Here is a 26,077-nt window from a genome sequence, read left to right as displayed (position 1 = left end):
GCCAGGCGGCCGCCGTAAGCCGGCGCCTCCGCATCGGGCGCCAGCGTGGCCGCGCCGTCGGCGGCAAACCCGCCCGCCATCGCACCGCCCAACCCGCCCCCGATGCCGCCGGACATGGCGGCGGCATCGACCGCCTCGACGCCGCCCTGCGCGTCGCGCTCGGCCGCGCGCGCGACGCCGTAGCCGGCCATGCCGGCCTGCCCGTCCGGTGCGCCGCCGCCGATCATCTCGCGCGGCAGGTCCTTGACTTCGATGGTCTGCGCCGGCGCCATCACGGTCAGCCAGTTGCACAGGTTCTCCAGCTGCCGCACGTTGCCGGGGAACGGCAGCGTGCTGACATAGGCCAGCGCCTCGTCCGACATCCGCTTCGGTTCGACACCCAGCTCCTTGGCGCTCTTCTGCAGGAAATGCCGCGCCAGCAGCGTGATGTCCTCCGGCCGTTCGCGCAGCGGCGGCAGCCGCAGCCGGATCACGTTCAGCCGGTGGAACAGGTCCTCGCGGAACAGCCCTTCCTTGACGCGGGTCTCGAGGTTCTGGTGGGTGGCGGCGATCACGCGCACGTTGGCGCGCAGCGGATTGTGGCCGCCGACCCGATAGAAGTTGCCGTCCGACAGCACGCGCAGCAGCCGCGTCTGCAGGTCGAACGGCATGTCGCCGATTTCGTCGAGGAACAGCGTGCCGCCCTCGGCCTGCTCGAAGCGGCCGCGCCGCATCGTCTGCGCGCCGGTGAAGGCGCCGCGCTCGTGGCCGAACAGTTCCGACTCGAGCAGGTCCTTCGGAATCGCCGCGGTATTGAGCGCGATGAAGGGGCCGTTGGCGCGCGGACTGTGCTTGTGCAGCGCGCGCGCGACCAGCTCCTTGCCGGTGCCGGACTCGCCGGTGATCAGCACCGTCACGTTCGACTGCGACAGCCGGCCGATCGCGCGGAACACGTCCTGCATCGCCGGCGCCTGGCCAAGGATCTCGGGCGCGTCGAGCAGGCGGTCGTCCAACTCCTCCTCGCGCAGGCTTTCCTCCAGCGCGCGGCGGATCAGCTCGACGGCCTTGTCGACGTCGAAGGGCTTGGCCAGGTATTCGAAGGCGCCGCCCTGGAAGGCCGCCACCGCGCTGTCGAGATCCGAGTAGGCGGTCATCACGATCACCGGCAGGCCCGGATGGCGGGCCTTGATCGCCTGCAGCAGATCGAGACCCGAACCGCCGGGCATGCGGATGTCCGAGATCAGGACCTGGGGCTCGTCTTCCTCGAGCGCCGACAGCACGTCGCGCACATTGGTAAAGCTGCGGGACAGCAGGCTCTCCCGGGCCAGGGCCTTTTCCAGGACCCAGCGAATAGATTGATCGTCGTCGACTATCCAGATCGGCTTCATGTGCGTCGCTTGTCTGCTCGGTGTTTCGGAGGTCCGCCTTCGCTGCGCCGTCCGCCCGCCGCCCGGCGTGGGAGGCATCGATCGTGAGCCGATCTCGGGCGATTCAGCGCAGCGGCAGCAGGATGCGGAAATCGGTACAGCCGGGCCGGCTCTCGCATTCGATCAATCCCTCGTGCTGCTGCACGAAGGTCTGCGCCAGTGTCAGACCGAGCCCACTGCCGCCATCCCTGCCCGACACCAGCGGGTAGAAGATGCGTTCGCGAATATCGTCGGGAATGCCCGGACCGTTGTCGATCACATGCAAGTCCAATGCCAGCTTGTACAGCCGCTTGGCGATCGTGACCTGGCGCGCGACCCGCGTGCGCAGCACGATCTGCGCATCGCCGTGCGCGATGCGCTCGGCCAGCGCCTGCGCCGCGTTATGGACGATGTTGAGCACGGCCTGGATCAGCTGCTCGATGTCGCCCGACAGCTCGGGCAGGCTGGCGTCGTAGTCGCGCACGATCTCGAGGCCGTTGGGGAATTCGGCCAGCACCACCGAGCGCACGCGTTCGAGCACCTCGTGGATATTGAGCTCGCGCACGATATGCGGATGCCGGTGCGGCTCTAGCAGCCGGTCGACCAGCGTCTGCAGGCGGTCCGACTCCTTGATGATGACCTGCGTGTATTCGCGCAGGCTGCGCTCGGGCAATTCGAATTCGAGCAGCTGGGCGGCGCCGCGGATGCCGCCCAGCGGGTTCTTGATCTCGTGGGCCAGATTGCGGATCAGCTCCTTGTTGGCCGAGGTCAGGTCGAGGATGCGTTCCTCTCTTTCGCTGCGGACCTTCTGCTCGTTGGGCAGCACCTCGACCAGCGCGGTGCCGGGGCTCGCGTCGATGCCGCCGATCACCACATGCGCGTGCATCGGCTCGCGCAGCGGCGGTTGCAGGACCACGTCCTGGCGCCGCGCATCGACCTGGCGCGCCAGCACCGAATCGATCATCGCGTCGAGCTCGTCGGCGCGCCCGAACAGCGCCGACAGCGACAGCTCGAGCATCGACTTGCGCGAGAGGCCGAAGCTCGCCTCGGCCGCCGGGTTCGCATAGACGATCCGCATGCCGGGCTGCGCGACCAGCAGCACGGGGTTGGGCATCATGTCGAGCCCGGCCGCAAGTCCGCTCAACGCGGCCAACGCGGGCGCCACCGGCGGCGCGGCCGTTGCCGGCGACACGGCGGCGTCGTCGGCCGGCGCGCGTTCGCCGCCGCCGACCTTGCGGGAAACGCTGCGAATCAGGCGGCGCATCGATCGATCCTCAGTCCTTCAGGTTGGCCAGCTCGCGCCGCAGCGCGGCCGCATTGGCCTCGCTGCGGGCGATGTCCTCGCGCAGCGCGGCGGTACGGTCCAGATAGCGCTGGTAGTTGCGCTCGTCGCCCTGCCGCTGCGGCTGGCCCTCGTTGAATTGCGCGCGCAGCGCGGCCAGCCTGGCCTGCTCGCTGCGCAGCTCCTCTTCCAGCACCGCACGTCGTTCGCCGTCGCGGCGGCGCTGCGTGGCGGCGTCGATGCGCGGAAAATTCGCCGCGGTCGCGCCTTCGAGCGGCGCCGCACCACCGCCACCACCGCCACCACCGCCACCACCGCCACCACCGCCGCCGCCGCGCGACGGCTGCCGCGTCACCGGCACGGTCAGCACCTCGGGCAGGTCCAGCCTTCTGCAGCCCTTGCCGCCGTTGCCGTTGCGGTATTCGGGCACGCCCTTCGGGCCGCTGCAGACGTAGATCTCCGAACCGCTCGGCGCGGACTGCGCCGCTGCGGGCAACGCTCCGAGCGGACCGAGCGCCGCCACCACCCCCGCCGCGATGCCCAGCCACAGGGCGGCCGATGCACCGGTCCGGGGTAGTGGCGCCGGTTCGGCACCGGGGCGGTGCGGCAAGCGGAACGAAGACAGGGTCGCGGTCATGGACGGGCGTCGCATCGGCAGGCATCGAGATCGGAGGAAGCCCAATTCTAGCGAGCCAAACAAAAAGGGACAGCCGAGGCCGCCCCTTCCTGGTGCAACAAGCACGGTGTGCTTACAGCGCGTGCTGGCAGCGAGCGCTTACAGCGAGTAATACATCTCGAACTCGAGCGGATGGGTGGTCATGCGGAAGCGGGTCACTTCCTCCATCTTCAGTTCGATGTAGGCGTCGATCATCGTGTTGCTGAACACGCCGCCACGGGTCAGGAACTCGCGGTCCTTGTCGAGGTACTCGAGCGCCTGATCCAGGCTCGCGCACACGGTCGGGATCTTCGCATCCTCTTCCGGCGGCAGGTCGTACAGGTTCTTGTCCGCGGCCTCGCCCGGGTGGATCTTGTTCTGCACGCCGTCCAGGCCGGCCATCATCAGCGCGGAGAAGCCCAGGTACGGGTTCATCAGCGGATCCGGGAAGCGGGTCTCGATGCGGCGGCCCTTCGGGTTCGCCACGTACGGGATGCGGATCGAGGCCGAGCGGTTGCGGGCCGAGTAGGCCAGCTTGACCGGCGCTTCGAAGCCCGGCACCAGACGCTTGTACGAGTTGGTACCCGGGTTGGTGATCGCGTTCAGCGCACGGGCGTGCTTGATGATGCCGCCGATGTAGTACAGCGCGAACTCCGACAGGCCGGCGTAGCCGTTGCCCGCGAACAGGTTCTGGCCGTCCTTCCAGATCGACTGGTGCACGTGCATGCCCGAGCCGTTGTCGCCGACCACCGGCTTCGGCATGAAGGTCGCGGTCTTGCCGTAGGTGTGGGCGACGTTCTGGATCACGTACTTCTGCAGTTGCGTCCAGTCGGCGCGCTGCACCAGCGTGCTGAACTTGGTGCCGATCTCGTTCTGGCCCTGGCCGGCCACTTCGTGGTGGTGGACTTCGACGGGGATGCCCAGCGACTCCAGGATCAGACACATTTCCGAACGCATGTCCTGGAAGGTGTCGATCGGGGCGACCGGGAAGTAGCCGCCCTTCTTGCCCGGACGGTGGCCGCTGTTGCCGTGTTCGAACTCGCGGCCCGACGACCACGGCGCTTCTTCCGAGTGGATCTTGACGAAGCAGCCCTGCATGTCGACGTTCCAGGTCACGCCGTCGAAGATGAAGAACTCGGGCTCCGGACCGAAGTAGGCGGTGTCGCCCAGGCCGGTGCTCTTCAGATAGGCTTCGGCGCGCTTGGCGATCGAACGCGGGTCGCGGTCGTAGCCCTTGCCGTCCGACGGCTCGACCACGTCGCAGGTCAGCACCAGCGTCGGCTCTTCGTAGAACGGGTCGATATGGGCGGTGTTCGGATCCGGCATCAGCAGCATGTCGGAGGCCTCGATACCCTTCCAGCCAGCGATGGACGAGCCGTCGAAAGCATGGCCGCTCTCGAACTTGTCGTCACCGAAGTGCGAGGTCGGCACGGACACGTGCTGCTCCTTGCCCTTGGTGTCGGTGAAACGGAAGTCGACGAACTTGACGTCGTTTTCCTTCACCAGCTTCATCACATCTGCAACGCTCTGCGCCATGCCTATCTCCTGGTAATTCGGCTGAGTTCAGTTGGAGCCATTCACGTGCCGGCCGCCGGGGGCGCATCGCTGCCGCCTGCCGGCGGCGACCGGCCATCAAAAGGACGAAGCATGTTAGCAGAAAGCATGCCAACGTCCGCACGGATTTGGCGCGGGGGTGGCGTTGCCGCCATGCCGTCCCCGCGCCGTTCCCGAAAGCTGTGCATCGGCGCGGGATGGCGCCATCGCACCGCGCTGGCGCAAGGACCGGGACGGATGCCGGACACGCCGCAACAGCGCTCCGCCGGCTCGGCCGCTGCGCCGTCCGACGGGCCGCGCACCCCAAACCGGTGCACCCTCGCCGCCGAATGCACCGCCATGGTGCCATCGGCACCATGCTGGCGCCAGCGCCCGATGTCGAGTCTGCCGCTGGCCTCGCACTGCGGCCGCGCCGCGCCGGCGGAGTAGAATAACGGTCTTTGCAGCAGGTGTGGCCGCGATCGGCGTCACGCCCCTTATCGATCCAAACCGTCCCTTGCAATGACCAACCGAGACGCGCTTCTGCAGGCCGCCAACGCGCGGCAACAACAGGACCAACTGCCCTACTACGGCGCCCTGACGCCGCAGCAGGCCTACGATCTGCTGATGGCCGATCCCGCCGCGGTGCTGGTCGACGTACGCACCCAGGCCGAGCTGGACTGGGTCGGCGGCCCCGATGTGCCGGAGCGCCAGTCGCTGCACGTGGAATGGTCCGGCTATCCGGGCGGCGCGCAGAATCCGCGCTTCGTCGAGGAATTGAAGGCCAAGGTGCCGCAGGACGCGCCGGTGCTGTTCCTGTGCCGCAGCGCGGCGCGCTCCAAGCACGCCGCCCGGGTGGCCACCGAAGCCGGTTACCGCTATGCGATCGACGTGCTGGAAGGCTTCGAAGGCGCGCGCGACGAGCACCATCACCGCAAGACCGTCGAGGGCTGGTGCGTGCGCGGATTGCCTTGGCACGGGGCTTGAGGACCGGACAGCTTCGTCCATCCGCTCGTTTTCTCCCCTCTCCCGCTCTGCGGGTGAGGGGTCGGGGAGAGGGTCCGAGGGAGAGAGAAAGGCGCTCGCCACGGCGACACGCTGGCGCATCACCGCCCCCTCCCCAGCCCCGCGGGAGACGGGAGCAAACCCGCCCCTTTGCGGCGCGATCGCGCAATGCCACCTTACCCCGCGCTGACGCCCGCTCCCGCGTTCTCCACCACCTCGAATCCCATCGCGCGCACGCCGTCGCGCAGCATCGCGTAGGCCGGCTCCACCAGCGCGGGCGCGCCCTTGACGCCCAGGTCGATATGCCGGCGCGCATAGAGCTCGCCGCGCTGCGCGTCGCCGACCGACGGCAGGCTGAACACGCGCACGCCCGCAAACGCCATCTCGACCTGCTCCATCAGCGGCGTCAGCGTCGATTCCGGCGCCTCGAACACCAGGAAGGCCCGCTCGACGTGCTGGACCTGATGGAACAGGTGCGAATACTCGTTGTCCAGCACCCACTCCATCATCGGCCACGCCATCACCGGGAAGCCGGGCATGAAATGGTGGTGGCCGATCGAGAAGCCCGGAATCCGGTTGTAGCTGTTCGGGATGATGCGGGCGCCGCGCGGGAACTCACCCATCTTGAAGCGGTGCTGGTTCTCCGGCAGCGACAGGTCGCCCTTGACCGGATCGCCGCCCGCCGTTTCCGCAATGCGCTGCGCGATCAGCTCCCGCGCCTCCGGATGCAGCTCGAGCGGCACGCCCAGCGCCGCCGCCGCGCACTGGCGCGTGTGGTCGTCCGGCGTGGCGCCGATGCCGCCGGTGCAGAACACCACGTCGGGTCCCGCCAGCGTGCGGCGCAGCGTCGCGGTGATCCGCTCGCGTTCGTCGCCGACATATTCGGCCCATTGCAGCGCCAGGCCGCGCTCGGCCAGCAGCGCGATCGCGCGCCGCATGTGCTTGTCCTCGCGTCGTCCCGACAGAATCTCGTCGCCGATCACGATCAGGCCGAAACCCATGATGCCCCTCTTTTTACGATGATTCGATGCGGCGCACGTCCGACGGCGCCAGTTCAATGACATCCGGCCCGGCCGGGGGCGGCGCCACCGATTGCCGCTCGGCGCGCAGCTGGCCGAGCGCATGCAGGCAGTAGTGGCCGAACCACAGTGCCGAGAAGATGAAGATCAGCGCGTAGAGCCACAGCGCGCCGGCCAGCACGAACGGAAACAGGAAGATGATCGCCGCCGAGGAGACCCACAGCAGCGTCGGCGCCGAGCCCAGCAGGCCGACCACCACGCCGATGATCAGCAGGGGCATCCGGTGGCGCCGCATGATGGCCTTGCGCTCGTCGGCGCTGGCATGGTCGGCCAGCGCGTCGTAGGTCATCACGCGATAGGTCAGCCAGCCCCACAGCAGCGGCGGCACCAGCGCGAAGAACGGCGGCACCAGCCACAGCGGCAGCGAGATCAGCACCAGCAGCAGGAACACGCCGGTGCTCGACAGCGAATGCCAGACGCTGCCCAGCACGCTGCCGCCCTTGCTCTTGGCCAGCTCCGGATAGCTGCGCTCGAGAAAGCGCACCGCCGCCGGCACCGACCACAGGCCGATGAACAGCAGCAGCGAGGCGACCGCCAGCGGAATCGTCAGCGCGACCACGAACAGCGGCGCCACCACCGCGCGCAGCGACGACAGGCCGAACCAGTCGAGCGCGCCGTAGATCCAGCTGGTGAAGATCGAGCTTTCGAGGAAGCCGCGCGCGGCGGTCATCACCGGATCCCAGGTGAAATACAGCAGGCCGCCCCAGAACACGGTGGCCAGCACGAAGGGAATCACGGTCAGCGCCAGCATGCGCGGATGCAGCTGGCTGATCAGCGCGCGGACGAAGGAGCGGACGAGGTCGTTCATGCAATGCGAAGGTCGAAACGGATCGGCGCGGGCGCGGACGGCGCGGGCAGCGCGGCGGCGCGGGGCCGGCCATCGGGGCCGATTCAGGTGGGACAGACTAGCACACGTGCCGGCAACGCATCGTGTCGGCACGGCAGGATCGCCGTGCGCGACGGCCTCAGGCGCGCCGGAACCAGCGCTTGATGCCGTACCACTGCTGCTGCAGCAGGCCGGCACCGTAGTCGCGGCCGCGCCCAGCCGGCGGCGGCAGCTGGTCGCGGATGCCGGTGGCGGGGTAGTCGTCGGCGAAGCGCGCGGTGCCGAACAGCATGTCCCACCAGGGGAACAGCACGCCGTAGTTGCAGCCGCCGAGCCGCGCCGGCTGCCCGTGCGCCTCGTGCCCGATGCCGATCGCATGATGGGTGCGGTGAAAGCGCGGCGATACCAGCAGGCGTTCGCCGACGCGGCCGAAATGCAGCCGCACGTTGGCGTGCTGCAGGCTCTGCATCAGCTGCGACAGCGCGACCAGCAGCAGGAACTGCGACGGTTCGACGCCGATGGCCAGCGCGGTCAGTGCGAACACCAGGCTGCGCAGCAGATCGTCGAGCAGATGGTTGCGGTTGTCGCTCCACAGCGTCATCTGCCGCTGGCTGTGATGGACCGCATGCAGGCACCACCACCAGCGCACCGTGTGGGACAGCCGGTGATACCAGTAGCCGAGCAGGTCGAACAGCAGCAGGTAGACGAGGAAGCTGACCAGCGGCTCGCTGGTGACGCCGGGCCACCAGTCCTCGACATTGATGCGCTGCCAGCCGGCCAGATGCAGCCGCCCTTCGATCGCGTCGACCGCCGGATCGAGCGGGAAGAACAGCACCAGCCGGAACAGGCCGAGCCGGTGGATCATCGTGTAGATCATGTCGGTGCGGATCGCGGCGCGATCGGTGACCGGCTCGACCGGACGCAGCCGCTCCAGCGGCCACAGCAGCGCGACCATCACGGTCAGCTGCAGCAGCCCGACCACCAGCCATTCGGTGCCGGCGAAGGCGTCCTCGGCATAGCCGCCCAGGCCCAGCGCATAGACCACGGGCAGCACCACGTGCTGGAACAGCGCGCCTTCGAGATCGCCGAGCCAGGCGTCCAAGGTCTGCAGCATCAGTTGGCCCCTCCCGTATGGCGTGCCGCGGCGCCGGCCGGTTTGGCCTGGCGGTAGTCCGGATGCTCGCGCAGCGTGGCGAAGCAGAAGCCCTTGCGGCGCAGGCCCTCGATCAGCGGCTCGAGCACGGCCGGCGCCCACGGATCGCGCCGCGACCAGATGCCCAGATGCGCCATCGCGATGTCGCCGTCGCGCAGGTCGCGCAGCGCCCGCGTCAGCAGCGCGGTGTTCGGATAGCGGTCCGAATCGAGTTCGTCACCGAGGAAGCCCGCCTGCGCCCAGCCGACATGGCGATAGCCGCATTGGCGCGCCCAGGCCAGCGTCTGCGGCGCGGTGCGGCCGCCCGGGGCCCGCCACAGCGGATCCATCTTCACCCCGGCGAGCCGCTGCAGCGCCGCGGCGCTGCGATCCAGTTCGGCGCAGAACGCGGCCTGGTCCATCGCGATGTCCTGGCCGGCCTTCGGGCCGAACTGCGGCCGCATCACGACCTTGCCGCCGCGCGTGCTGCGCAGGTACACGTGGTCGAAGGTATGCGAGCCGAATACGTGGCCGTCGGCCGCCAGCGCCTTCCAGTACGGCGCCCAGCCGGGATCGAGCGAATGGTCGCCGCGCACGGTCGGCTCGTTGGCCAGGAAGAAGGTCGCGCGCACGCGCTGGCGGCGCAGCACGTCGGCGATCAGCTGCGCTTGGCTCATGCTGCCGGTATCGAAGGTCAGGTACAGCGTGCCGGCGCGGCAGTCGTCGGGGGCGGCATCGGCGGCGGGCGACATGACGGGCGCCAGACCGAACAGCGCGGCCGCCCAGGCCCGCGCCAGCCACCCACGCCCGCGCGACCGCTTCCCCGCTCCCACCCCGCTCCCGCCGGGCCGGAGCGGGGAGAGAAACGCGAGCATCGATGCCGGCAGCAGGTTGCCAAGGCTCATACCACCCCCGTCAATACAGCGGCGCCCGCGTGCGGAAATAGATGCCGTGCGGCGAGCGTCCGACGCGGATCGTCTTGATCAGCTTGCGGCTCGGCACGTCGATCACGCCGACCGAGCGGGCCCAGCGGAAGGTCACCCACAGCGTCTTGCCGTCGGCAGCCAGTTCCATGTCGTCCGGGCCCGGCGGCAGGCCGGTGATGTCGCCGACCTTGGTCAGCGTCTGCTGGTCCAGGATGCTGATGGTGCCGGAAACGCGGTTGGTCAGCAGCAGATGCCGCTTGTCGCCGAGCGCGCGGAAGTTGTGCGCGCCCTTGCCGGTCTGGATCTGCTTGACCACCGCACGCGTGCGCCAGTCGATCACGGCGACATAATCGGCGCCGGTCATGCCGACCAGCAGGTAGCGCTGGTCCGGCGTCACCCAGATGCCGGCCGGCGCCGAGCCGGCCTCCATGCGCCACAGCAGCGTCTGCGTCGGCAGATCGATCGCGGCCACCTCGTTCGAGTCCTGCAGCGTCACGAAGGCGATGCGGCTGTCCGCGGTGAAGGCGATATGGCTGGGGGTGCGGCCCAGCGGCAACTGCCTGGCCGCCTTCAGCGCGCGGCCGTCCCAGCGGTACAGGTCGACGCGGTCGAGCCGGTTGCCGGTCACGACAAACCATTTCTGGTCCGGCGAAAAGCCGATGTGATACGGGTCGTCGATGTCCGGCACGCGCTGCTGGACCCGCCCGCTGACCGGGTCTAGAAAGACCAGGTCGTTGCCGACCGCGTTGGCGACGATCAGGGAGCGGTCGTCGGGCGTCGCGATCAGGTGGTGGGGCTCCTTGCCGACCGGGAAGGTCTCCAGCACCTTGTGGCTGTCGCGGTCGATCAGAGTAACGCTTGCGTCACCCGAATTGAGCACCACGACCACTTCGGCATGGGCCGACCGGGCTGGCAGGGCCGCCGCGCCAAGACAGGTCCAGGATAAACAGGCAGCAACGACACGGCGAAAGGCGGGCATAGACACGGCGAACGGAACGGTTGGCGGACCGTTCGGGACGGTCGGCGGCAGGGATCGAACAAGGAAACGGAACGGACGGAACGTGGAACCGGCGGCGGAACACGCAAGCGCCGGACCGTCCGTCCAGGCGGTCCAGGCGGCCGCAAACATGCGACCGCCAAGGCCCACGCATTCTAACGTCGAGCCCCCTCGTTTCGATGACCGGATGCGCCAAAATCGTGCGCCGGCCGCCCTACCGTTGCATCGACTCCCACACCTTCTGCAGGCGCTTGACAGACATCGGCACCGGGGTTCGCAATTCCTGCGCGAACAGCGCGATGCGCAGCTCCTCCAGCATCCAGCGGAATTCCTCCATCCGCGCGTCCTCGCCGCCCCTGGCCTGCCGCCGCTGCCTGTCGGCGCGCTGCCACTGCTGCAGCAGCGGCGCCATTTCCTGCTGCCGCTGCGCATCCCGGGCCGGATCGCCCTTGAGCTTGTCGATCCGCATCGCGATGCCCTTCAGATAGCGCGGGAAATGCACCAGCCTGTCGTACGGGGTCTCGGCCAGGAAATGCTTGCCCATCAACTGCGACAGCTGCGCCTGCATGTCGGCATGGGCGGCGGCGAAGGGCTTGGCCTGCAGCAGCTTGCGCGGCAGCGCCGCGTACTCGGCCAGGATGGTGCCGGCCAGCCGGGCGATCTCCTGCGCCAGCAGGCCGAGCCGCCCGCGGCCCTCCTCCTTGCGCGCGGCGAACTCGGCCTCGTTGCGCGGCAGCGGCGCCTGCATGCAGGCACGCTCCAGCGCCAGCGTCACGATCTGGTCGCGCAGCATGTCCTGCGTGCCCAGCGTCATGTACTGCATCGCCATCTGCGACAGCCCGGGGATGTTCTTCTGCACGAACTTGACCTGCTCGCGCAGCTGCAGCGCGAACAGCCGCCGCAGCCCGGCGTGGTGCAGGCGCTCGGCCTCCTGCGGGTCGTCGAACACCTCGACGTCGCAGTGGGTGTCGCGGTCGACCAGCGCCGGATAGCCGAACAGCGTGCGGTTGCCCTTGCGGATTTCCAGCAGCTCGGGCAGCTCGCCGAAGGTCCACCCGGTCAGCCCCTCATACTGCGCGGCCTCGGCCACCGGCGCCTCGCGCGCGACCAGGCTCTGGAACGACTGCTGCGCCTGCCCGCCCAGTTCCGCGCGCAGCTGCGCCAGGTTGCGGCCCATGTCGAGCTGGCGGCCGTGCTCGTCGACCACCTTGAAGTTCATGAAGTGGTGGGCCGGCAGCGTCTCCAGCTTGAAGTCCGCGCGCCGGATCATCGTGCCGGTCTGCTCGCGGATATCGGCGATCAGCACGTCGATCAGCTCGCCCTCGCCAAACGGCCGGCGCTCGACGAAGCCCGCCGCATAGTCGGGCAGCGGCACGCAATGGCGGCGCAGCTTCTGCGGCAGCGACTTGAGCAGCAGGTGCACCTTCTCCTTGATCATGCCGGGCACCAGCCAGTCGGCGCGCTCGGGCCGGACCTGGTTCAGCGCGTACAGCGGCACCGTCAGCGTGACGCCGTCGCGATGGCTGCCGGGCTCGAAGTGGTAGCTCAAACCCATGTCGACGCCGGCGACGTTCAGCGTCTTCGGGAACAGGTCGGTGGTGATGCCGGCCGCCTCGTGCCGCATCAGCTCTTCGCGGTTCAGGTACAGCAGCTTGCGGTCGCGCGCGCTCTCCTTCTGGTACCACTGCTCGAACTGGGTCTGCTGATGGATGTCGGCCGGGATATGGCGATCGTAGAAGGCGTAGATCAGCTCGTCGTCGACCAGCACGTCCTGCCGGCGCGCCTTGTGCTCGAGGTTCTCGATCTCGCGCACCAGCCGCTGGTTGTGCGCGTAGAACGGCAGCCGCGTATCGAATTCGCCTTCGACCAGCGCGCGGCGGATGAACAGCTCGCGCGCTTCCCGGGGGTTCATCGGGCCGTAGTGCACGCGCCGGTGCTGGTAGACCGTCAGGCCATACAGCGTGGCGCGCTCCATCGCCAGCACCTGGCCGGCCTTCTTCTCCCAGTGCGGATCGCTCCAGCTGACCTTCAGCAGATGGCGGCCGACCTGCTCGAGCCAGTCAGGCTCGATGCGCGCCAGCGTGCGGGCAAACAGCCGGCTGGTCTCGACCAGCTCGGCGGCCATCAGCCAGCGGCCCATCTTGCGCGCCACCAGCGAGCCGGGCCACAGATGGAACTTGATGCCGCGCGCGCCCAGGTACTCGCGGCCGCGGCCGTCGGCCTCGTCCAGCTTCTGGCCGATATTGCCGAGCAGACCGGTCAGCAGCGCCTTGTGGACCTGCTCGTAGGTCGGCTCGCTGTCATTGAGCTTCCAGCCCTGCTCGGCGACCGTGGTCAGCAGCTGCGAATGGACGTCGCGCCATTCGCGCAGCCGCAGATGCGACAGGAAGTTGGCGCGGCACTGGTCCTGCAGCTGGCGATTGCTCTTCTTGTGCGCGACCGCGTCCTCGAACCACTTCCACAGCTTGACCCAGCCGAGGAATTCCGAGCGTTCGTCCATGAACTTGCGGTGCGCCTGGTCGGCGGCCTCCTGCGCCTCCTGCGGACGGTCGCGCGGATCCTGCACGGACAGCGCGCTGGCGATGATCAGCACCTCGCGCAGGCAATGCTGGTCGCGCGCGGCCAGGATCATCCGGGCCACGCGCGGGTCCAGCGGCAGGCGCGCCAGCTGCTTGCCCAGCGGCGTCAGCGCATTGGCCTCGTCGACGGCGCCCAGCTCCTGCAGCAGCTGATAGCCGTCGGCGATCGCGCGGCCCAGCGGCGGCTCGATGAACGGGAAGGACTCGATCGCCCCGAGGCGCAGCGCCTTCATCCGCAGGATCACCGCGGCCAGCGACGAGCGCAGGATCTCGGGATCGGTGAAGCGCGGGCGCGCGGCGAAATCGGCCTCGTCGTACAGGCGGATGCAGACGCCGTCGGCGACGCGGCCGCAGCGGCCGGCGCGCTGGTTGGCGGCCGCCTGCGAGATCGGCTCGATCTGCAGCTGCTCGACCTTGTTGCGATACGAATAGCGCTTGACGCGCGCCAGGCCCGTGTCGACCACATAGCGGATGCCGGGCACCGTCAGCGAGGTCTCGGCGACGTTGGTGGCCAGCACGATGCGGCGCGCGTTCGACGGCTTGAACACGCGCTCCTGCTCCTGCACCGACAGCCGCGCGAACAGCGGCAGGATCTCGGTGTGCGGCGGATGGTGCTTGCGCAGCGCCTCGGCGGCCTCGCGAATCTCGCGCTCGCCGGGCAGGAACACCAGCACGTCGCCGGGGCCGAGCCGGCTCAGCTCGTCGACCGCGTCGACGATGCCGTCGTACAGGTCGCGCTCGCGCGCCTGCGCCGACTTCGCCGGGCTATCGCCGGCCCTGGCGCCCTTGTCGCTCTTGTCGGCCTTGTCGCCCCGCTGGTTCGCGCTGCCTTCGTCGGCGATCGGGCGATAGCGGATCTCGACCGGATACAGCCGCCCGCTGACCTCGATCACCGGCGCCGGCTTGCCGCCGCTGCCGAAATGTTCGGCGAAGCGCTGCGCGTCGATCGTCGCCGACGTGATGATCACCTTCAGGTCCGGGCGGCGCGGCAGGATCTCCTTCAGATAGCCCAGCAGGAAATCGATGTTCAGGCTGCGCTCGTGGGCCTCGTCGATGATGATCGTGTCGTAGGCGCGCAGCAGCGGATCGGTCTGCGTCTCGGCCAGCAGGATGCCGTCGGTCATCAGCTTGATCGACGCGCCGGGCGACATCGTGTCGTTGAAGCGCACCTGGTAGCCGACGTGCTCGCCCACCGGCGAGCCGAGCTCCTGCGCGATGCGCTTGGCGGTCGAGGTCGCGGCGATGCGGCGCGGCTGGGTATGGCCGATCAGGCCGCCGCGGCGCCGGGGCTGGCCGTCCTTGCCCTTGCCCTGGTCTTCGCCCTTCCCTTCGCCGTTCCCTTCGCCGTTCCCTTCGGCGCCGGCGGCATCGGCACGCGCCGGGCCGCGGCCGATCGACAGGCATATCTTGGGCAGCTGCGTGGTCTTGCCCGAGCCGGTCTCGCCCGAGACGATCACCACCTGGTGCTGCGCGATCGCGCGCGCGATCTCGTCGCGCCGTGCCGAGACGGGCAGCGCTTCGGGGAATGTAATCGGCGGCAGCGGATTGGCGAACACCGCGCGGCGCGCGGGCCGGCCTTCGGGCCGGCCTTCGGGGCGGCGTTCGGGCTTGCGTTCGGACTGGTCTTCGGTCGGGCCCTGGGGCGAACCTTCGGACTGGCTCTTCGATGGACCCTGGGACTGGCGTGCGGACTGCGGTCGGGGCGGCCTGCGGCGCAGGGCTGCGGGTGGGACGGGGCGTTGTTCGGACATTGGCGGGGATTATAATCCGCGCCATGAACGCCAGAACCGCCACGACCCCGACAGCCGGCGCGCACAACGACGCAGCCGGCGATCCCCTGCCCGACCCTGCCGCCGACGCCATCGATGCGCCGGCCGCGACCGTGGCCGTTCCTTCCACCACGCCGGATGTGCCCAGCCTGCCGAAGGCGCCCGCCACGCCGGAGCGCGCCGCGCCCGGACCGGACCGCCAGCAGTTCGTCGACTGGCTGCGCGCGGTCGCGCCGTATATCCATGCCTTCCGCGGCAAGACCTTCGTGATCGCCTTCGGCGGCGAGCTGGTCAAGGCCGGCATGCTGAACGCGCTGGTCAACGACGTCGCGCTGCTGCACGCGATGGGCATGCAGATCGTGCTGGTGCATGGCTCGCGTCCGCAGGTCGAGGAACAGCTGGCGCTGCGCCAGGTCGAGTCGCGCTTCGTCGACGGGCTGCGCATCACCGACAACGCGGCGCTCGAATGCGCGAAGGAAGCGTCGGGCGAACTGCGCCTCGATATCGAGGCCGCGTTCAGCCAGGGCCTGCCCAATACGCCGATGGCCGGGGCGCAGCTGTCGGTGGTATCCGGCAACTTCGTCACCGCGCGCCCGGTCGGCATCGTCGAGGGCACCGACTACCAGCACACCGGTCTCGTTCGCAAGATCGACGGCGATTCGGTGCGCATGTCGCTGCAGCACGGCAAGATCGTGCTGCTGTCGCCGCTGGGCTTCTCGCCCACTGGTCAGGCCTTCAACCTGTCGATGGAGGATGTCGCCAGCGCGACCGCCACCGCGCTGAAGGCCGACAAGCTGATCTTCATCACCGAGGTGCCGGGCGTGCTGGACCCGGTCGGCAAGCTGATGCCCGAGATGTCGCTGCGCACCGCGGTCGAGCGCCTGCAGAACAACCACCTGCCGCCCGACGTCGCCTACTACCTGCAGCATCTGGTCAAGGCGCTCAAGGGCGGCGTGCCGCGCGCGCATCTGATCCCGTTCGACATGGACGGCTCGGTGCTGCTGGAACTGTTCCTGCACGACGGCGTCGGCACGATGGTGTCGGACACCGATCTGGAGAGCCTGCGCGAGGCCACGCTCGACGACGTCGGCGCGATCGTGCAGCTGATCGCGCCGCTCGAGCAGGACGGCACGCTGGTGCCGCGCGGGCGCCATCTGATCGAGCGCGACATCGCCAACTTCTCGGTGATCGAGCACGACGGCGTGCTGTTCGGCTGCGCCGCGCTCTACCCCTACCCGCGCGAAGGCATGGCCGAGATGGCCTGCCTGACGGTCTCGCCCGAGGCCCAGGGCACCGGCGACGGCGAACGGCTGCTCAAGCGCATCGAGCGGCGGGCCCGCGCGCTCGGCCTGGAGCGGCTGTTCGTGCTGACGACCCGCACCGAGCACTGGTTCCTGAAGCGCGGCTTCGTGCGCGCCAGCGTCGACGACCTGCCCGAGGACAAGCGCAAGCTGTACAACTGGCAGCGCAAGTCGATGGTGCTGATGAAGAAACTGTAAGGACGGTAGGGGCGGCGCCCGGCCCGGAGGTCCGCTTCGCTACAATAGCCGCCGTACGAACGCCCCACGACATCGCGCCGCGATCACACGAACAGAAGGATAGAAGGAGTTCCCCATGGCCCGCATGGTCCATTGCGTCAAGCTGAACAAGGAGGCCGAGGGCCTCGATTTCCCGCCGCTGCCCGGCGAACTGGGCAAGAAGATCTGGCAGAACGTGTCGAAGGAGGCCTGGGCCGGCTGGCTCAAGCACCAGACCATGCTGATCAACGAAAACCGGCTGAACATGGCCGACGCCCGTGCGCGGCAGTATCTGCTGAAGCAGACCGAGAAGTACTTCTTCGGCGAGGGCGCGGACCAGGCGGCGGGGTATGTGCCGCCGCAGGCCTGAGCGGCACGCGGCAGGATTTTCTCGGCTGATGGTGTTCCCCTGTCCCGCAAGCGGGACAGGGGAAAACAAAAGGCGCCAGGTTTGCTGGCGCCTTTGTCGTTTGTGCAGGCTGACGAATCGGCTCAGAAGTCCGTGCGCCGCACGCCATCGGCCGTGCCCAGCAGCAGCACGTCGGCGCCGCGCAGCGCGAACAGCCCCACCGTCACCACGCCGGGCAGCTGGTTGATCGCCTGCTCCATGCCCTTCGGGTCGCCGATGGCCAGGCCGCCGACGTCCAGGATCACATTGCCGTTGTCGGTCTTGTAGATGCCGCCTTCCCTGGTCATGCGCAGGCGCGGCTGGCCGCCCAGCGCCGCCAGCTGGCGCGCCACCGCGGCGCGGGCCATCGGAATCACCTCGACCGGCAACGGGAACTGGCCCATCACGCCGACCAGCTTGCTGGCGTCGGCGATGCAGACGAAGGTGCGCGCCACCGAGGCGACGATCTTCTCGCGCGTCAGCGCGCCGCCGCCGCCCTTGATCATCGCGCCGCTGGCGTCGATCTCGTCGGCGCCGTCGACATAGACGGGGATCTCGTCGACCTCGTTCAGGTCCAGCACCTTGAAGCCGTGCTGCTGCAGGCGGCGGGTCGAGGCCTCGGAGCTCGACACCGCGCCGGCGAAGCGGTCCTTGAAGCGCGCCACCGCATCGATGAACAGGTTGGCGGTCGACCCGGTGCCGACACCGAGCACTGCCCCTTCGGGGACTTCCTTCTCGACATAGTCCGTGGCGGCCTGCGCCACCTGCGCCTTCAGTTCATCCTGGGTCATTGCCTGCTGCCTTCGGCTGCCCCGTGGACCGCGGTGCGGTACGTTGCGAGCCGCAAAAGTCGGTTGCGGAAACCGCGTAGTGTAACGGATTGCGCCCTGGCCGCCAGGGGTCCCACAATGGGCCGGTACAATGACCCGACGTGGCCCCAAGGCGGCATACCGATGCGGCATACCGATATGGCACTGCACTGATGCAGCCCCGCCGCGGCGACCCCGTTCCGATTCCCTTCCCGTCCGACGCAATCATCATGAACCAGCTAGCGCAACTGAAGCAGTTCACCACCGTGGTGGCCGATACCGGCGACTTCCAGGCGATGAAGCAGTACACGCCGCAGGACGCCACCACCAATCCGTCGCTGATCCTGAAGGCCGTGCAGAAGCCCGAATACCGGCCGCTGCTCGAGAAGGCCGTGCGCGATCATCACGACGCCGGCGTCGATGCCGTGATGGACGCGCTGCTGATCGCCTTCGGCGGCGAGATCCTGCAGATCGTGCCGGGCCGGGTGTCGACCGAGGTCGACGCGCGGCTGTCCTTCGATACCGCGGCGACCGTCGACAAGGCGCGCCACCTGATCGCGCTGTACGAGCGCGCCGGCGTGCCGCGCGAGCGCGTGCTGATCAAGATCGCGTCGACCTGGGAAGGCATCCGCGCGGCCGAGGTGCTGCAGCGCGAAGGCATCCGCTGCAACATGACGCTGCTGTTCTCGCTGGTGCAGGCGGTGGCCTGCGCCGAGGCCGGCGCGCAGCTGATCTCGCCGTTCGTCGGCCGCATCCTCGACTGGTACCGCAAGCAGGCCGGCGACAAGTGGAATCCCGATGCGAACAGCGGCGATGCCGATCCGGGCGTGCATTCGGTGCGGCAGATCTACGATTACTACAAGCGCTTCGGCTACAAGACCGAGGTGATGGGCGCGAGCTTTCGCAATACCGACCAGATCCTGTCGCTGGCCGGCTGCGATCTGCTGACGATCAGCCCCGAGCTGCTGGAACAGCTGGCGGCCAGCACCGCGCCGGTCGAGCGCAAGCTGTCGGTCGACGATGCCCAGGCCGGCCATATCGCCCGCGTGCATTGCGACGAGCCGGCCTTCCGCTGGCAGCTGAACGAGGACGCGATGGCCACCGAGAAGCTGGCCGAGGGCATCCGCGCCTTCGCTGCCGATGCGGTCAAGCTGGAACGGCTGATCGCCGAGACGTTCTCCTGAAGAGCGGTGGACGCGGCGCGGGCCTGCGTCAGTCGCCGGCCGCGTCCCACAGCATCGGCAGGCATTGCCCGGCCGGCGCGGACAGCACCAGGTCGGCGGTCGCGTCCAGCGCCGACGGCTGCGGATTGACGACGATCACGCCGGCCCCATGGTCCTTGGCCAGGCCCGGCAACCCCGCCGCCGGATAGACCATGCCCGAGGTACCGACCACCAGGCACAGATCGCAGGTCTGCGCCGCATGCTCGGCGCGGTAGCGCGCCACGCGCGGCAGGTCCTCGCCGAACCACACCACGCCGGGCCGCATCGGCGCGCCGCAATGGACGCAGCGCGGCGGGCTGCGGCCGTCGTCCGGCGCGGCCTCGCAGCGGCCGCAGCCGTCCAGCCATTTGTTGGCGAACAGATTGCCGTGCAGCTCGATCACGTCGGGGCTGCCCGCGCGCTGGTGCAGCCCGTCGACGTTCTGCGTGACCAGCGTCACGTTCTTCTGCGCGGCCAGCGCGACGATCGCACGATGGGCGGGATTGGGCTGCGCCGCCGCAACCAGTGCGCGGCGATGCTGATACCAGTCCCAGACCAGGCCGGGCTGGCGGCGGTAGGCGTCCTCGGTGGCCAGTTCCTCGGGATCGAAACGGGCCCACAGGCCCGTCAGCGCATCGCGGAAGGTCGGCACGCCGGACTCGGCCGAGATGCCGGCGCCGGTCAGCACCAGGATGTCGCTGGCGGCGGCGATGCGCCGCCGTGCGTCGGCCAGGTCGGCGGCATCGATCAGCATCGCGCCTCCTTCATTGCGCCAACTTCATTGCGCCAACTTCATTGCGCCCACTTGATCGGCCCGTCCGCTCAACGCGCCACCGCGCGGCGCTGCCGCACCGCTTCATAGAGGCAGACGCCGCTGGCGACCGACACGTTCAGGCTTTCGACGCCGCCGGCCATCGGGATCGACACCAGCTCGTCGCAGGTCTCGCGCGTCAGGCGGCGCATGCCCTCGCCTTCGGCGCCCATCACCAGCGCGGTCGGGCCCTTCAGGTCGATGTCATAGACGGTGCGCTCGGCGCCATCGGCGGTACCGACGACCCAGATGCCGCGCTCCTGCAGTTCGCGCAGCGTGCGGGCCAGATTGGTCACGGTGATATAGGGCACGGTCTCGGCCGCGCCGCTGGCCACCTTGGCGACGGTCGCGTTCAGGCCGACGCTGCGGTCCTTGGGCGCGATCACCGCATGCGCGCCGGCGCCGTCGGCCACGCGCAGGCAGGCGCCGAGATTGTGCGGATCGGTGACGCCATCGAGCACCAGCAGCAGCGGCGTGCCCTCGATGCCGTCGAGCAGTTCGTCGAGATTGAGCGCCAGCGACACGTCCTCGGCGCGGGCGACCACGCCCTGGTGGCGGTCGGTGCCCGCCATGCCGCGCAGGCGCTCGGCATCGACCGGATGGAGACGCACGCCGAGTCCCTCGGCGAGGCGGATGAAGTCCTGCATGCGGCGATCGCGCCGCGCGGACTCGATATAGACGTCGGAGACGCCGGCCGCGTCCTGGCGCAGGCGCGCGGTGACGGCGTGAAAGCCGATCAGAAGTTTTTGTTTGGCCATGGGCGGGATTGTACCCGCCCGGGCTCGCCCTCTCCCCCGCCGTCTCCGGGCTTGCAACAGCGGGAGGCAGGGCTGCATGCGGCGGCGCCATGCGAGGTTGCACCCGATGAAAGCCGCGGCATTCGCATCAGGCTCCCTCGCGGACGGCGCGCCCCCTTTGCTTCGCGCTCCCGCTCGCGGGAGCGGGACCGAGGAGAGGGCAGCAGCGCTCGGTCTGCCGCTGCCCGCCCTGGCTTACCGCGTCCGCGTGGCCTTCTTCGACGCGGTCTTGCGGGCCGTCTTGCCGGCGGCCTTGCCGGCCCGCTTGGCGGTCGACTTCGCCGCGGTCTTGCCGCCCGCCCTGCCGCCCGTCCTGGCTACCGCGCCGGCCGGCTTGGGCTTGGCGGCCCGCTTGGACGGCTTGCCGGTGGCGCCGGCCGCACCGCCCTCTGGCCGGATCTTGACCGGCGTGATCACCGCCTCGAACACGGGCTGCTCCTCGAACACGCGATCCAGCGTTTCGTCGAACGACTCCTCCGGCTTGGAGGTGCCGCCCAGCAGCGCAGCCAGCTGGCGGCCCTTCTTGCGCGCCGGCAGTGCATGCGCCGCGGGCACATGCGGCGCCGGCTCGGTGGTCGGGCGCGCGCGCAGGCTCTTGGCCGACGGCTCCTGCACCAGCCTGAAGTCGATCTTGCGGGCGTCGAGGTCGACGCGCGAGACCTGTACGCGCACGCGGTCGGTCAGCCGGTAGCGGATGCCGGTGCGCTGGCCGCGCAGCTCGTTGCGCGCCTCGTCGTACTCGAAGTAGTCGCTGCCCAGTTCGGTCACGTGGACCAGTCCTTCGACATACAGCTCGTCGAGCTGCACGAAGATGCCGAACGAGGTCACCGCGCTGACCGTGCCGGCGAACTCGTTGCCCAGCTTGTCGCGCATGAAGTAGCACTTGAGCCAGGCCTCGACATCGCGCGAGGCCTCGTCGGCGCGCCGCTCGTTGGCCGAGCAGTGCAGCCCGAGCTCGTCCCACACCGCTTCGTTGCGGCGGGCGCGGCCGGCCATCTTCTCGGCCCGCGCGGCCTCGTCCTTGGCCTGCATGCGGCGGGCCTTCGGCGAGATCGCGGTATTGAGCGCGGTGCCCGGGGCAAAGGCCGGCTGGTACTTGGTATGCGCCAGCACCGCCTTGATCGCCCGGTGCACCAGCAGGTCCGGATAGCGCCGGATCGGGCTGGTGAAGTGGGCGTAGGCCTCGTAGGCCAGCCCGAAGTGGCCGATGTTGTCCGGGCTGTAGACCGCCTGCTGCATCGAGCGCAGCAGCATGGTCTGCAGCATCGGCGCATCGGGACGCGCCTTGATCTTGTCCATGACCTCGGCGTAGTCGGACGCCTGCGGCTTGTCGCCGCCGCCCAGCGACAGGCCCGAGGTCCTCAGGAACTCGCGCAGCGCCTTGAGCTTTTCCTCGCTGGGGCCGGCATGGATCCGGTACAGCGCGGGATGCTTGAAGCGCTCGAGGAAGTCGGCCGCGCAGACGTTGGCGGTCAGCATGCATTCCTCGATCAGCCGGTGCGCGTCGTTGCGCGTGCGCGGCAGGATCTGTTCGATCTTGCCCTGCGCATTGCAGACGATATAGGTCTCGGTGGTGTCGAAGTCGATCGCCCCGCGCTCGCGGCGCGCCTTCAGCAGGACCTGGTACAGCTCGTACAGGTTCTGCAGATGCGGCACCAGCTCGGCGCGCTTGTGGGCCTCCGGACCCTTGGTGTTGGACAGCACCGCCCAGACCTCGTTGTAGGTCAGGCGCGCGGCCGAGTGCATCACGGCGGGATAGAACTGATAGGCCTTGAGCTCGCCCTTGGCGGTGATCACCGCGTCGCAGACCATGCACAGGCGGTCGACCAGCGGGTTCAGCGAGCACAGGCCGTTCGACAGCTTCTCCGGCAGCATCGGAATCACGCGGCGCGGGAAGTAGACCGAGGTCGCGCGGTCCAGCGCATCGGCGTCCAGCGGCGTGCCGGGGCGCACATAGTGCGAGACGTCGGCGATCGCGACGATCAGGCGCCAGCCCTTGGCGCGGCCGATCTTGACCGGCTCGCAATAGACCGCGTCGTCGAAGTCGCGCGCGTCCTCGCCATCGATCGTCACCAGCGGCACGTCGCGCAGGTCGATGCGGTGGTCCAGGTCGGCCTCCCGCACCTCGTCGGGCAGCGCCGCCGCCTCGCTCAGCGCGGCCGGCGAGAACGTATGCGGCACGCCGTACTTGCGCACCGCGATCTCGATCTCCATGCCGGGATCGTCGATCTCGCCCAGCACCTCGACCACGCGGCCGACCGGCTGCACATAGCGGTCCGGATATTCGACGATCTCGACGCTGACGACCTGGCCGACCTTGGCCTTGCCCTGCGCGCGCGGCGGGATCAGGATGTCCTGGCTGATGCGCTTGTCCTCGGGCGCCACCACCAGCACGCCGCCCTCGCTGAGCAGGCGGCCGATCACGAAACGGTTGGCGCGCTCGACGATCTCGACGATCTGCCCTTCGGGGCGGCCGCGGCGGTCGTAGCCGATCACGCGCACCTGCGCGCGATCGTTGTGCATCGCCTTCTGCAGCTCGCGCTCGGGCAGGAAGATATCGTCCTCGCCGTCGTCGCGGATCAGGAAGCCGAAGCCGTCACGGTGGCCTTGCACGCGGCCGACCACGAAATTGGGCTGGTGCGCGAGCTCGTAGCGGCCCTTGCGGTTCAGTTCGATCTGGCCGTCGCGTTCCATCGCGGCCAGCCGTTTCTGGAAGCCGTCATGCTCCTTGCGCGTGACGGCGAGGGCCTTGGCGATGTCGCCGGCCGACAGTGGCGAACCGGAGGTACGCAGGACGCCGAGGATTTCTTCCCGACTCGGGATCGGATAGTTGTTCTGATTCAATTTCTTCTAAAGAGGATTTGACAAATCGATTGTCGTCGCTATAATGAGCGCTTCGGTTGTTTCGACACCTGCCCAGGTGGCGGAATTGGTAGACGCACTAGGTTCAGGTCCTAGCGGTGGCAACACTGTGGAGGTTCGAGTCCTCTCCTGGGCACCAGATCAAAAAACCCGCATCGCTTTCCGGCGCTGCGGGTTTTTTCTTTCCCGCGTGCATCTGCGTTTCCATCCGGATCGCTTGCGCGTTCTGCTTTGATCGGGCCATTGGCGCTCCAGTTCGGCGCCGCGAGCGCCGGTTGCCCCGGATCCCCGGGATCGCGTCCCGACGAATTCCGACCATGTGCCGACCGTGCGCGGCCGACGACCATCTTTCACTGCTTGCGGCGCGCCTGCAATCGGTATCACCGATGCGCGGCTGCGCCGCCCCTTGCGTCAGGCACGACCGTCATCGCCGCGCCTCGGCATCAACGCGCAGTGTATCAGCTTCAGTGGCGCTTCCGGCATTCTGTCGAGTTCGTGTCTGCATCGCTTGCCGGCCGCTTGCCCGCCGATCGCCCTCCGATCGCCCGGCACCCTTCCCTCCATCGTTTTCCGCCGCGGTTGACAGTTTGGCTATATGTAACTACGATGGTTTCACTTATTCGTTTTCCGCCATGTCCACCAGCAGCCGATTCGCCGTTGCCGTTCATATCCTGACGCTGCTCGCCAGCGCCGACGAGCCGCTGCCTTCCTCGCTGATCGCCGGCAGCGTCGGCACCAATCCCGCGCTGATCCGCCGGCTGATCGGCGTGCTGGCGCAGGCGGGACTGGTCTGCACCGCGATGGGCGCCGCGGGCGGCGCCTCGCTGGCACGGGCCGCGAACACGATCACGCTGCGCGATGTGTTCCGCGCGGTGGAGTCGGACAGCGTGATCGGGCGGCATGCCGGCGCACCGAATCCGGCCTGCATGGTCGGGCGCGAGATCACCGGCGCGCTGATCCGCATCACCGACCGGGCGCAGGCCGCGATGGAGGAAAACCTGGCGCAGACGACAATCGCCGGCATGCTGGCCGAGGTCCAGCGATCGGCGCGCGCGCGGCGGCGCTGATTTTTTTTGTCCGCATATGTAACTACGGTAGTTTCATATGCGAAGCTCTCTTTGCTTCCTCGCGAAGCCAACCTGTGAAGGAGTTCCATCATGCAAATCGCCATCCTGGGTGCTACCGGACGTGTCGGCAGCCGCATCGCCGACGAAGCGCTGCGGCGCGGCCATACCGTGACCGCGATCGCTCGCCACGCCGGCACGCTGGCGGATCGTCCGGGCCTGAAACGGCTGGACGCGGATATCACCGATCTGGCCAATACCGCAAAGCTGGCGCCGGCCCTGGCCGGTCACGACGCCCTGGTCAGCGCGGTGCGCTTCGCGCAGGCGGGACCCGAGCCGCTGCTGCAACTGGCCCGCCAGGCCGGCGTCAAGCGCGTGGCGGTGGTCGGCGGTGCCGGCAGTCTGTATGTCGCACCCGGGGTGCAGCTGGTCGACACGCCCGAATTTCCGGCGGCCTACAAGGACGAGGCGCTGGCCGGCCGCGACTTCCTGAATGCACTGCGGGCGGAGAAGGAGCTGGACTGGGTCTTCCTGTCGCCGTCCGCGCTGCTGGAGCCGGGCCAGCGTACCGGCAGCTATCGCGTCGGGAAGGACGAGCTGCTGGCCGACGCCAACGGCAAGAGCTGGATCTCGATGGAGGACTTCGCCGTCGCGCTGGTCGACGAACTGGAGCGGCACGCGCATTCGCGCGAGCGGCTTACGGTGGGGTATTGAAGAGGGTATTGAAGGGAGCGGCGGGTGCGCCGCCCTCTCCCCCGGCCCTCTCCCGCAAGCGGAGAAGGCCGGGGTGACGGAAAAATCCGCGGGCCAATCAGCCCTGGCCGCCCTCGCCCTCCGCCCGCTTGCCGCGCTTGAGCCAGGCGGCCAGGTTATGCGGACGAAGCGTGTCGTATTCCTCGAACGGCTGATGGATCCAGGGATTGGTCGGCAGGAAGCTGACGTGATAGTCGGGCTTGACCTTCGAACAGGCCTTGTACCACAGCACCGCCGAACGGACCTCGGTCACCGCCGGATAGCGTTCCTGCAGATGGCGGCCGACGCGCTCCAGCGTCACGCCCGAGTCGACCAGATCGTCGACCAGCAGGATGCGGCCGCTGAGCTCGCCGCGCGTCATCGTGATGTACTGCGCGATATCGAGATCGCCCTGCACCGTGCCGGCCGCCTCCCGGTAGCTGCTGGTGGCGAGGATCGCCAGCGGCACGTCGAAGATTCGCGACATCTGGTCGCCGACGCGCAGGCCGCCGCGCGCCAGGCACAGGATCTTGTCGAAACGCCAGCCCGACTCGTGCACGTTCAGTGCCAGGCGGGCAATCAGCCGGTGGTATTCGTCCCACGAGATCCACAGGTTCTCGTCATCGTTCTGGGGCAGGGTCATCGCTTGCTCTTCGTCGCTGCTTTGTAATAGGGGTTTCCCGTGCGCGGGATACAGTAAGGCCCGCTTGCGCGGGCCGGATTTCCA

Annotated in this window: 21 protein-coding genes and 1 tRNA gene; 7 read left to right on the top strand and 15 right to left on the bottom strand. The window is 68.8% G+C overall.

The window, feature by feature from the left end:
• The 4 genes from ntrC to F7Q96_RS23065 all read right to left on the bottom strand — a co-directional run.
• On the bottom strand, window positions 1-1,367 hold a 1,367-nt coding region (gene ntrC / locus F7Q96_RS23080), incomplete at its 3' end, for a nitrogen regulation protein NR(I) (protein WP_249041710.1).
• A gap of 103 nt (window positions 1,368-1,470) precedes the next feature.
• The gene (gene glnL, locus F7Q96_RS23075) at window positions 1,471-2,649 is read right to left on the bottom strand and encodes a nitrogen regulation protein NR(II) (protein ID WP_151023350.1); all 1,179 of its coding nucleotides are present in this window, start codon (window positions 2,647-2,649) and stop codon (window positions 1,471-1,473) included.
• 10 nt (window positions 2,650-2,659) lie between these two features.
• Entirely contained in the window at window positions 2,660-3,304 is a 645-nt protein-coding gene (locus F7Q96_RS23070) for a DUF4124 domain-containing protein (protein WP_249041709.1), read from the bottom strand.
• Window positions 3,305-3,442: 138 nt separating this feature from the next.
• Window positions 3,443-4,858 (bottom strand): 3-hydroxylaminophenol mutase, encoded by a 1,416-nt coding sequence (locus F7Q96_RS23065; protein ID WP_053822041.1) that lies wholly within the window; start codon window positions 4,856-4,858, stop codon window positions 3,443-3,445.
• 519 nt (window positions 4,859-5,377) lie between these two features.
• On the opposite strand from F7Q96_RS23065, the gene F7Q96_RS23060 reads away from it, so the two are divergent.
• A complete protein-coding gene (locus tag F7Q96_RS23060; RefSeq protein ID WP_053822043.1) occupies window positions 5,378-5,842 on the top strand; it encodes a rhodanese-like domain-containing protein in 465 nt (154 codons plus the stop codon).
• 194 nt (window positions 5,843-6,036) lie between these two features.
• Here the strand turns inward: F7Q96_RS23060 and F7Q96_RS23055 are convergent, their stop codons facing one another.
• The 6 genes from F7Q96_RS23055 to hrpA form a co-directional block, all read right to left on the bottom strand.
• The gene (locus F7Q96_RS23055) at window positions 6,037-6,861 is read right to left on the bottom strand and encodes a competence/damage-inducible protein A (protein WP_053822044.1); all 825 of its coding nucleotides are present in this window, start codon (window positions 6,859-6,861) and stop codon (window positions 6,037-6,039) included.
• Between the two features lie 13 nt (window positions 6,862-6,874).
• Window positions 6,875-7,747 carry an EI24 domain-containing protein gene (locus F7Q96_RS23050; protein ID WP_151023348.1) on the bottom strand — a complete coding sequence of 291 codons (873 nt, stop codon included), beginning with the start codon at window positions 7,745-7,747 and terminating at the stop codon, window positions 6,875-6,877.
• 157 nt (window positions 7,748-7,904) lie between these two features.
• The gene (locus F7Q96_RS23045) at window positions 7,905-8,879 is read right to left on the bottom strand and encodes a sterol desaturase family protein (protein ID WP_053822045.1); all 975 of its coding nucleotides are present in this window, start codon (window positions 8,877-8,879) and stop codon (window positions 7,905-7,907) included.
• Window positions 8,879-9,649 carry a polysaccharide deacetylase family protein gene (locus tag F7Q96_RS23040; RefSeq protein WP_144425814.1) on the bottom strand — a complete coding sequence of 257 codons (771 nt, stop codon included), beginning with the start codon at window positions 9,647-9,649 and terminating at the stop codon, window positions 8,879-8,881. Before F7Q96_RS23040 ends, F7Q96_RS23045 begins: the two co-directional genes overlap by 1 nt.
• 163 nt (window positions 9,650-9,812) lie before the next feature.
• Complete coding sequence (locus tag F7Q96_RS23035) at window positions 9,813-10,802, bottom strand: YVTN family beta-propeller repeat protein (RefSeq protein ID WP_053822046.1); 990 nt, start codon at window positions 10,800-10,802, stop codon at window positions 9,813-9,815.
• 232 nt (window positions 10,803-11,034) lie between these two features.
• Window positions 11,035-15,150 (bottom strand): ATP-dependent RNA helicase HrpA, encoded by a 4,116-nt coding sequence (gene hrpA, locus F7Q96_RS23030; RefSeq protein WP_151023346.1) that lies wholly within the window; start codon window positions 15,148-15,150, stop codon window positions 11,035-11,037.
• A 167-nt stretch (window positions 15,151-15,317) separates the two neighbouring features.
• Here hrpA and argA point away from each other — a divergent pair, with 167 nt between their 5' ends.
• Together argA and F7Q96_RS23020 are read left to right on the top strand one after the other, a co-directional pair.
• On the top strand, window positions 15,318-16,667 hold the full coding sequence (gene argA, locus F7Q96_RS23025) for an amino-acid N-acetyltransferase (protein ID WP_170265957.1): 1,350 nt from the start codon (window positions 15,318-15,320) through the stop codon (window positions 16,665-16,667).
• Between the two features lie 115 nt (window positions 16,668-16,782).
• Window positions 16,783-17,055, top strand: a complete 273-nt coding sequence (locus F7Q96_RS23020) for an oxidative damage protection protein (protein ID WP_006577139.1) — start codon at window positions 16,783-16,785, stop codon at window positions 17,053-17,055.
• 122 nt (window positions 17,056-17,177) lie between these two features.
• Here the strand turns inward: F7Q96_RS23020 and rpiA are convergent, their stop codons facing one another.
• Window positions 17,178-17,864 (bottom strand): ribose-5-phosphate isomerase RpiA, encoded by a 687-nt coding sequence (rpiA, locus tag F7Q96_RS23015; protein WP_151023344.1) that lies wholly within the window; start codon window positions 17,862-17,864, stop codon window positions 17,178-17,180.
• A 248-nt stretch (window positions 17,865-18,112) separates the two neighbouring features.
• On the opposite strand from rpiA, the gene tal reads away from it, so the two are divergent.
• Window positions 18,113-19,066: a transaldolase gene (tal, locus tag F7Q96_RS23010; protein ID WP_053823127.1), complete on the top strand. Its 954-nt coding sequence runs from the start codon at window positions 18,113-18,115 to the stop codon at window positions 19,064-19,066.
• Window positions 19,067-19,094: 28 nt separating this feature from the next.
• Here tal and F7Q96_RS23005 read toward each other — a convergent pair whose 3' ends face one another.
• From F7Q96_RS23005 to rnr, 3 genes are all read right to left on the bottom strand, one after another.
• Window positions 19,095-19,838, bottom strand: coding sequence for an SIR2 family NAD-dependent protein deacylase (locus F7Q96_RS23005; RefSeq protein ID WP_053822049.1), 744 nt, complete (start codon window positions 19,836-19,838; stop codon window positions 19,095-19,097).
• Window positions 19,839-19,906: 68 nt separating this feature from the next.
• Entirely contained in the window at window positions 19,907-20,653 is a 747-nt protein-coding gene (gene rlmB / locus F7Q96_RS23000; RefSeq protein WP_053822050.1) for a 23S rRNA (guanosine(2251)-2'-O)-methyltransferase RlmB, read from the bottom strand.
• A 234-nt stretch (window positions 20,654-20,887) separates the two neighbouring features.
• The gene (gene rnr / locus F7Q96_RS22995) at window positions 20,888-23,536 is read right to left on the bottom strand and encodes a ribonuclease R (protein WP_053822051.1); all 2,649 of its coding nucleotides are present in this window, start codon (window positions 23,534-23,536) and stop codon (window positions 20,888-20,890) included.
• Between the two features lie 70 nt (window positions 23,537-23,606).
• Here rnr and F7Q96_RS22990 point away from each other — a divergent pair.
• The 3 genes from F7Q96_RS22990 to F7Q96_RS22980 all read left to right on the top strand — a co-directional run bounded on the left by F7Q96_RS22990 (window position 23,607) and on the right by F7Q96_RS22980 (window position 25,332).
• Window positions 23,607-23,693, top strand: a tRNA-Leu gene (locus F7Q96_RS22990).
• Between the two features lie 493 nt (window positions 23,694-24,186).
• The gene (locus tag F7Q96_RS22985) at window positions 24,187-24,621 is read left to right on the top strand and encodes an Rrf2 family transcriptional regulator (RefSeq protein ID WP_053822052.1); all 435 of its coding nucleotides are present in this window, start codon (window positions 24,187-24,189) and stop codon (window positions 24,619-24,621) included.
• A 90-nt stretch (window positions 24,622-24,711) separates the two neighbouring features.
• A complete protein-coding gene (locus tag F7Q96_RS22980; protein ID WP_053822053.1) occupies window positions 24,712-25,332 on the top strand; it encodes an NAD(P)-dependent oxidoreductase in 621 nt (206 codons plus the stop codon).
• Window positions 25,333-25,429: 97 nt separating this feature from the next.
• On the opposite strand, the gene F7Q96_RS22975 is transcribed toward F7Q96_RS22980, so the two are convergent.
• Window positions 25,430-25,993, bottom strand: coding sequence for a phosphoribosyltransferase (locus F7Q96_RS22975; protein ID WP_053822054.1), 564 nt, complete (start codon window positions 25,991-25,993; stop codon window positions 25,430-25,432).
• Between the last annotated feature and the right edge of the window lie 84 nt (window positions 25,994-26,077).

The organism is Cupriavidus gilardii, assembly GCF_008801915.1.
GTDB lineage: Bacteria > Pseudomonadota > Gammaproteobacteria > Burkholderiales > Burkholderiaceae > Cupriavidus > Cupriavidus gilardii.
Note: the sequence above shows the minus strand (reverse complement) of the source record. Positions and strands in the feature narration are given on the sequence as shown.

Coding starts and splice junctions, on each gene's coding strand:
- glnL (WP_151023350.1), bottom strand. CDS start 2,649: ATGCGCCGCCTGATTCGCAGCGTTTCCCGCAAGGTCGGCGGCGGCGAA.
- F7Q96_RS23070 (WP_249041709.1), bottom strand. CDS start 3,304: ATGACCGCGACCCTGTCTTCGTTCCGCTTGCCGCACCGCCCCGGTGCC.
- F7Q96_RS23065 (WP_053822041.1), bottom strand. CDS start 4,858: ATGGCGCAGAGCGTTGCAGATGTGATGAAGCTGGTGAAGGAAAACGAC.
- F7Q96_RS23060 (WP_053822043.1), top strand. CDS start 5,378: ATGACCAACCGAGACGCGCTTCTGCAGGCCGCCAACGCGCGGCAACAA.
- F7Q96_RS23055 (WP_053822044.1), bottom strand. CDS start 6,861: ATGGGTTTCGGCCTGATCGTGATCGGCGACGAGATTCTGTCGGGACGA.
- F7Q96_RS23050 (WP_151023348.1), bottom strand. CDS start 7,747: ATGAACGACCTCGTCCGCTCCTTCGTCCGCGCGCTGATCAGCCAGCTG.
- F7Q96_RS23045 (WP_053822045.1), bottom strand. CDS start 8,879: ATGCTGCAGACCTTGGACGCCTGGCTCGGCGATCTCGAAGGCGCGCTG.
- F7Q96_RS23040 (WP_144425814.1), bottom strand. CDS start 9,649: ATGTCGCCCGCCGCCGATGCCGCCCCCGACGACTGCCGCGCCGGCACG.
- F7Q96_RS23035 (WP_053822046.1), bottom strand. CDS start 10,802: ATGCCCGCCTTTCGCCGTGTCGTTGCTGCCTGTTTATCCTGGACCTGT.
- hrpA (WP_151023346.1), bottom strand. CDS start 15,150: ATGTCCGAACAACGCCCCGTCCCACCCGCAGCCCTGCGCCGCAGGCCG.
- F7Q96_RS23020 (WP_006577139.1), top strand. CDS start 16,783: ATGGCCCGCATGGTCCATTGCGTCAAGCTGAACAAGGAGGCCGAGGGC.
- rpiA (WP_151023344.1), bottom strand. CDS start 17,864: ATGACCCAGGATGAACTGAAGGCGCAGGTGGCGCAGGCCGCCACGGAC.
- tal (WP_053823127.1), top strand. CDS start 18,113: ATGAACCAGCTAGCGCAACTGAAGCAGTTCACCACCGTGGTGGCCGAT.
- F7Q96_RS23005 (WP_053822049.1), bottom strand. CDS start 19,838: ATGCTGATCGATGCCGCCGACCTGGCCGACGCACGGCGGCGCATCGCC.
- rlmB (WP_053822050.1), bottom strand. CDS start 20,653: ATGGCCAAACAAAAACTTCTGATCGGCTTTCACGCCGTCACCGCGCGC.
- F7Q96_RS22985 (WP_053822052.1), top strand. CDS start 24,187: ATGTCCACCAGCAGCCGATTCGCCGTTGCCGTTCATATCCTGACGCTG.
- F7Q96_RS22980 (WP_053822053.1), top strand. CDS start 24,712: ATGCAAATCGCCATCCTGGGTGCTACCGGACGTGTCGGCAGCCGCATC.
- F7Q96_RS22975 (WP_053822054.1), bottom strand. CDS start 25,993: ATGACCCTGCCCCAGAACGATGACGAGAACCTGTGGATCTCGTGGGAC.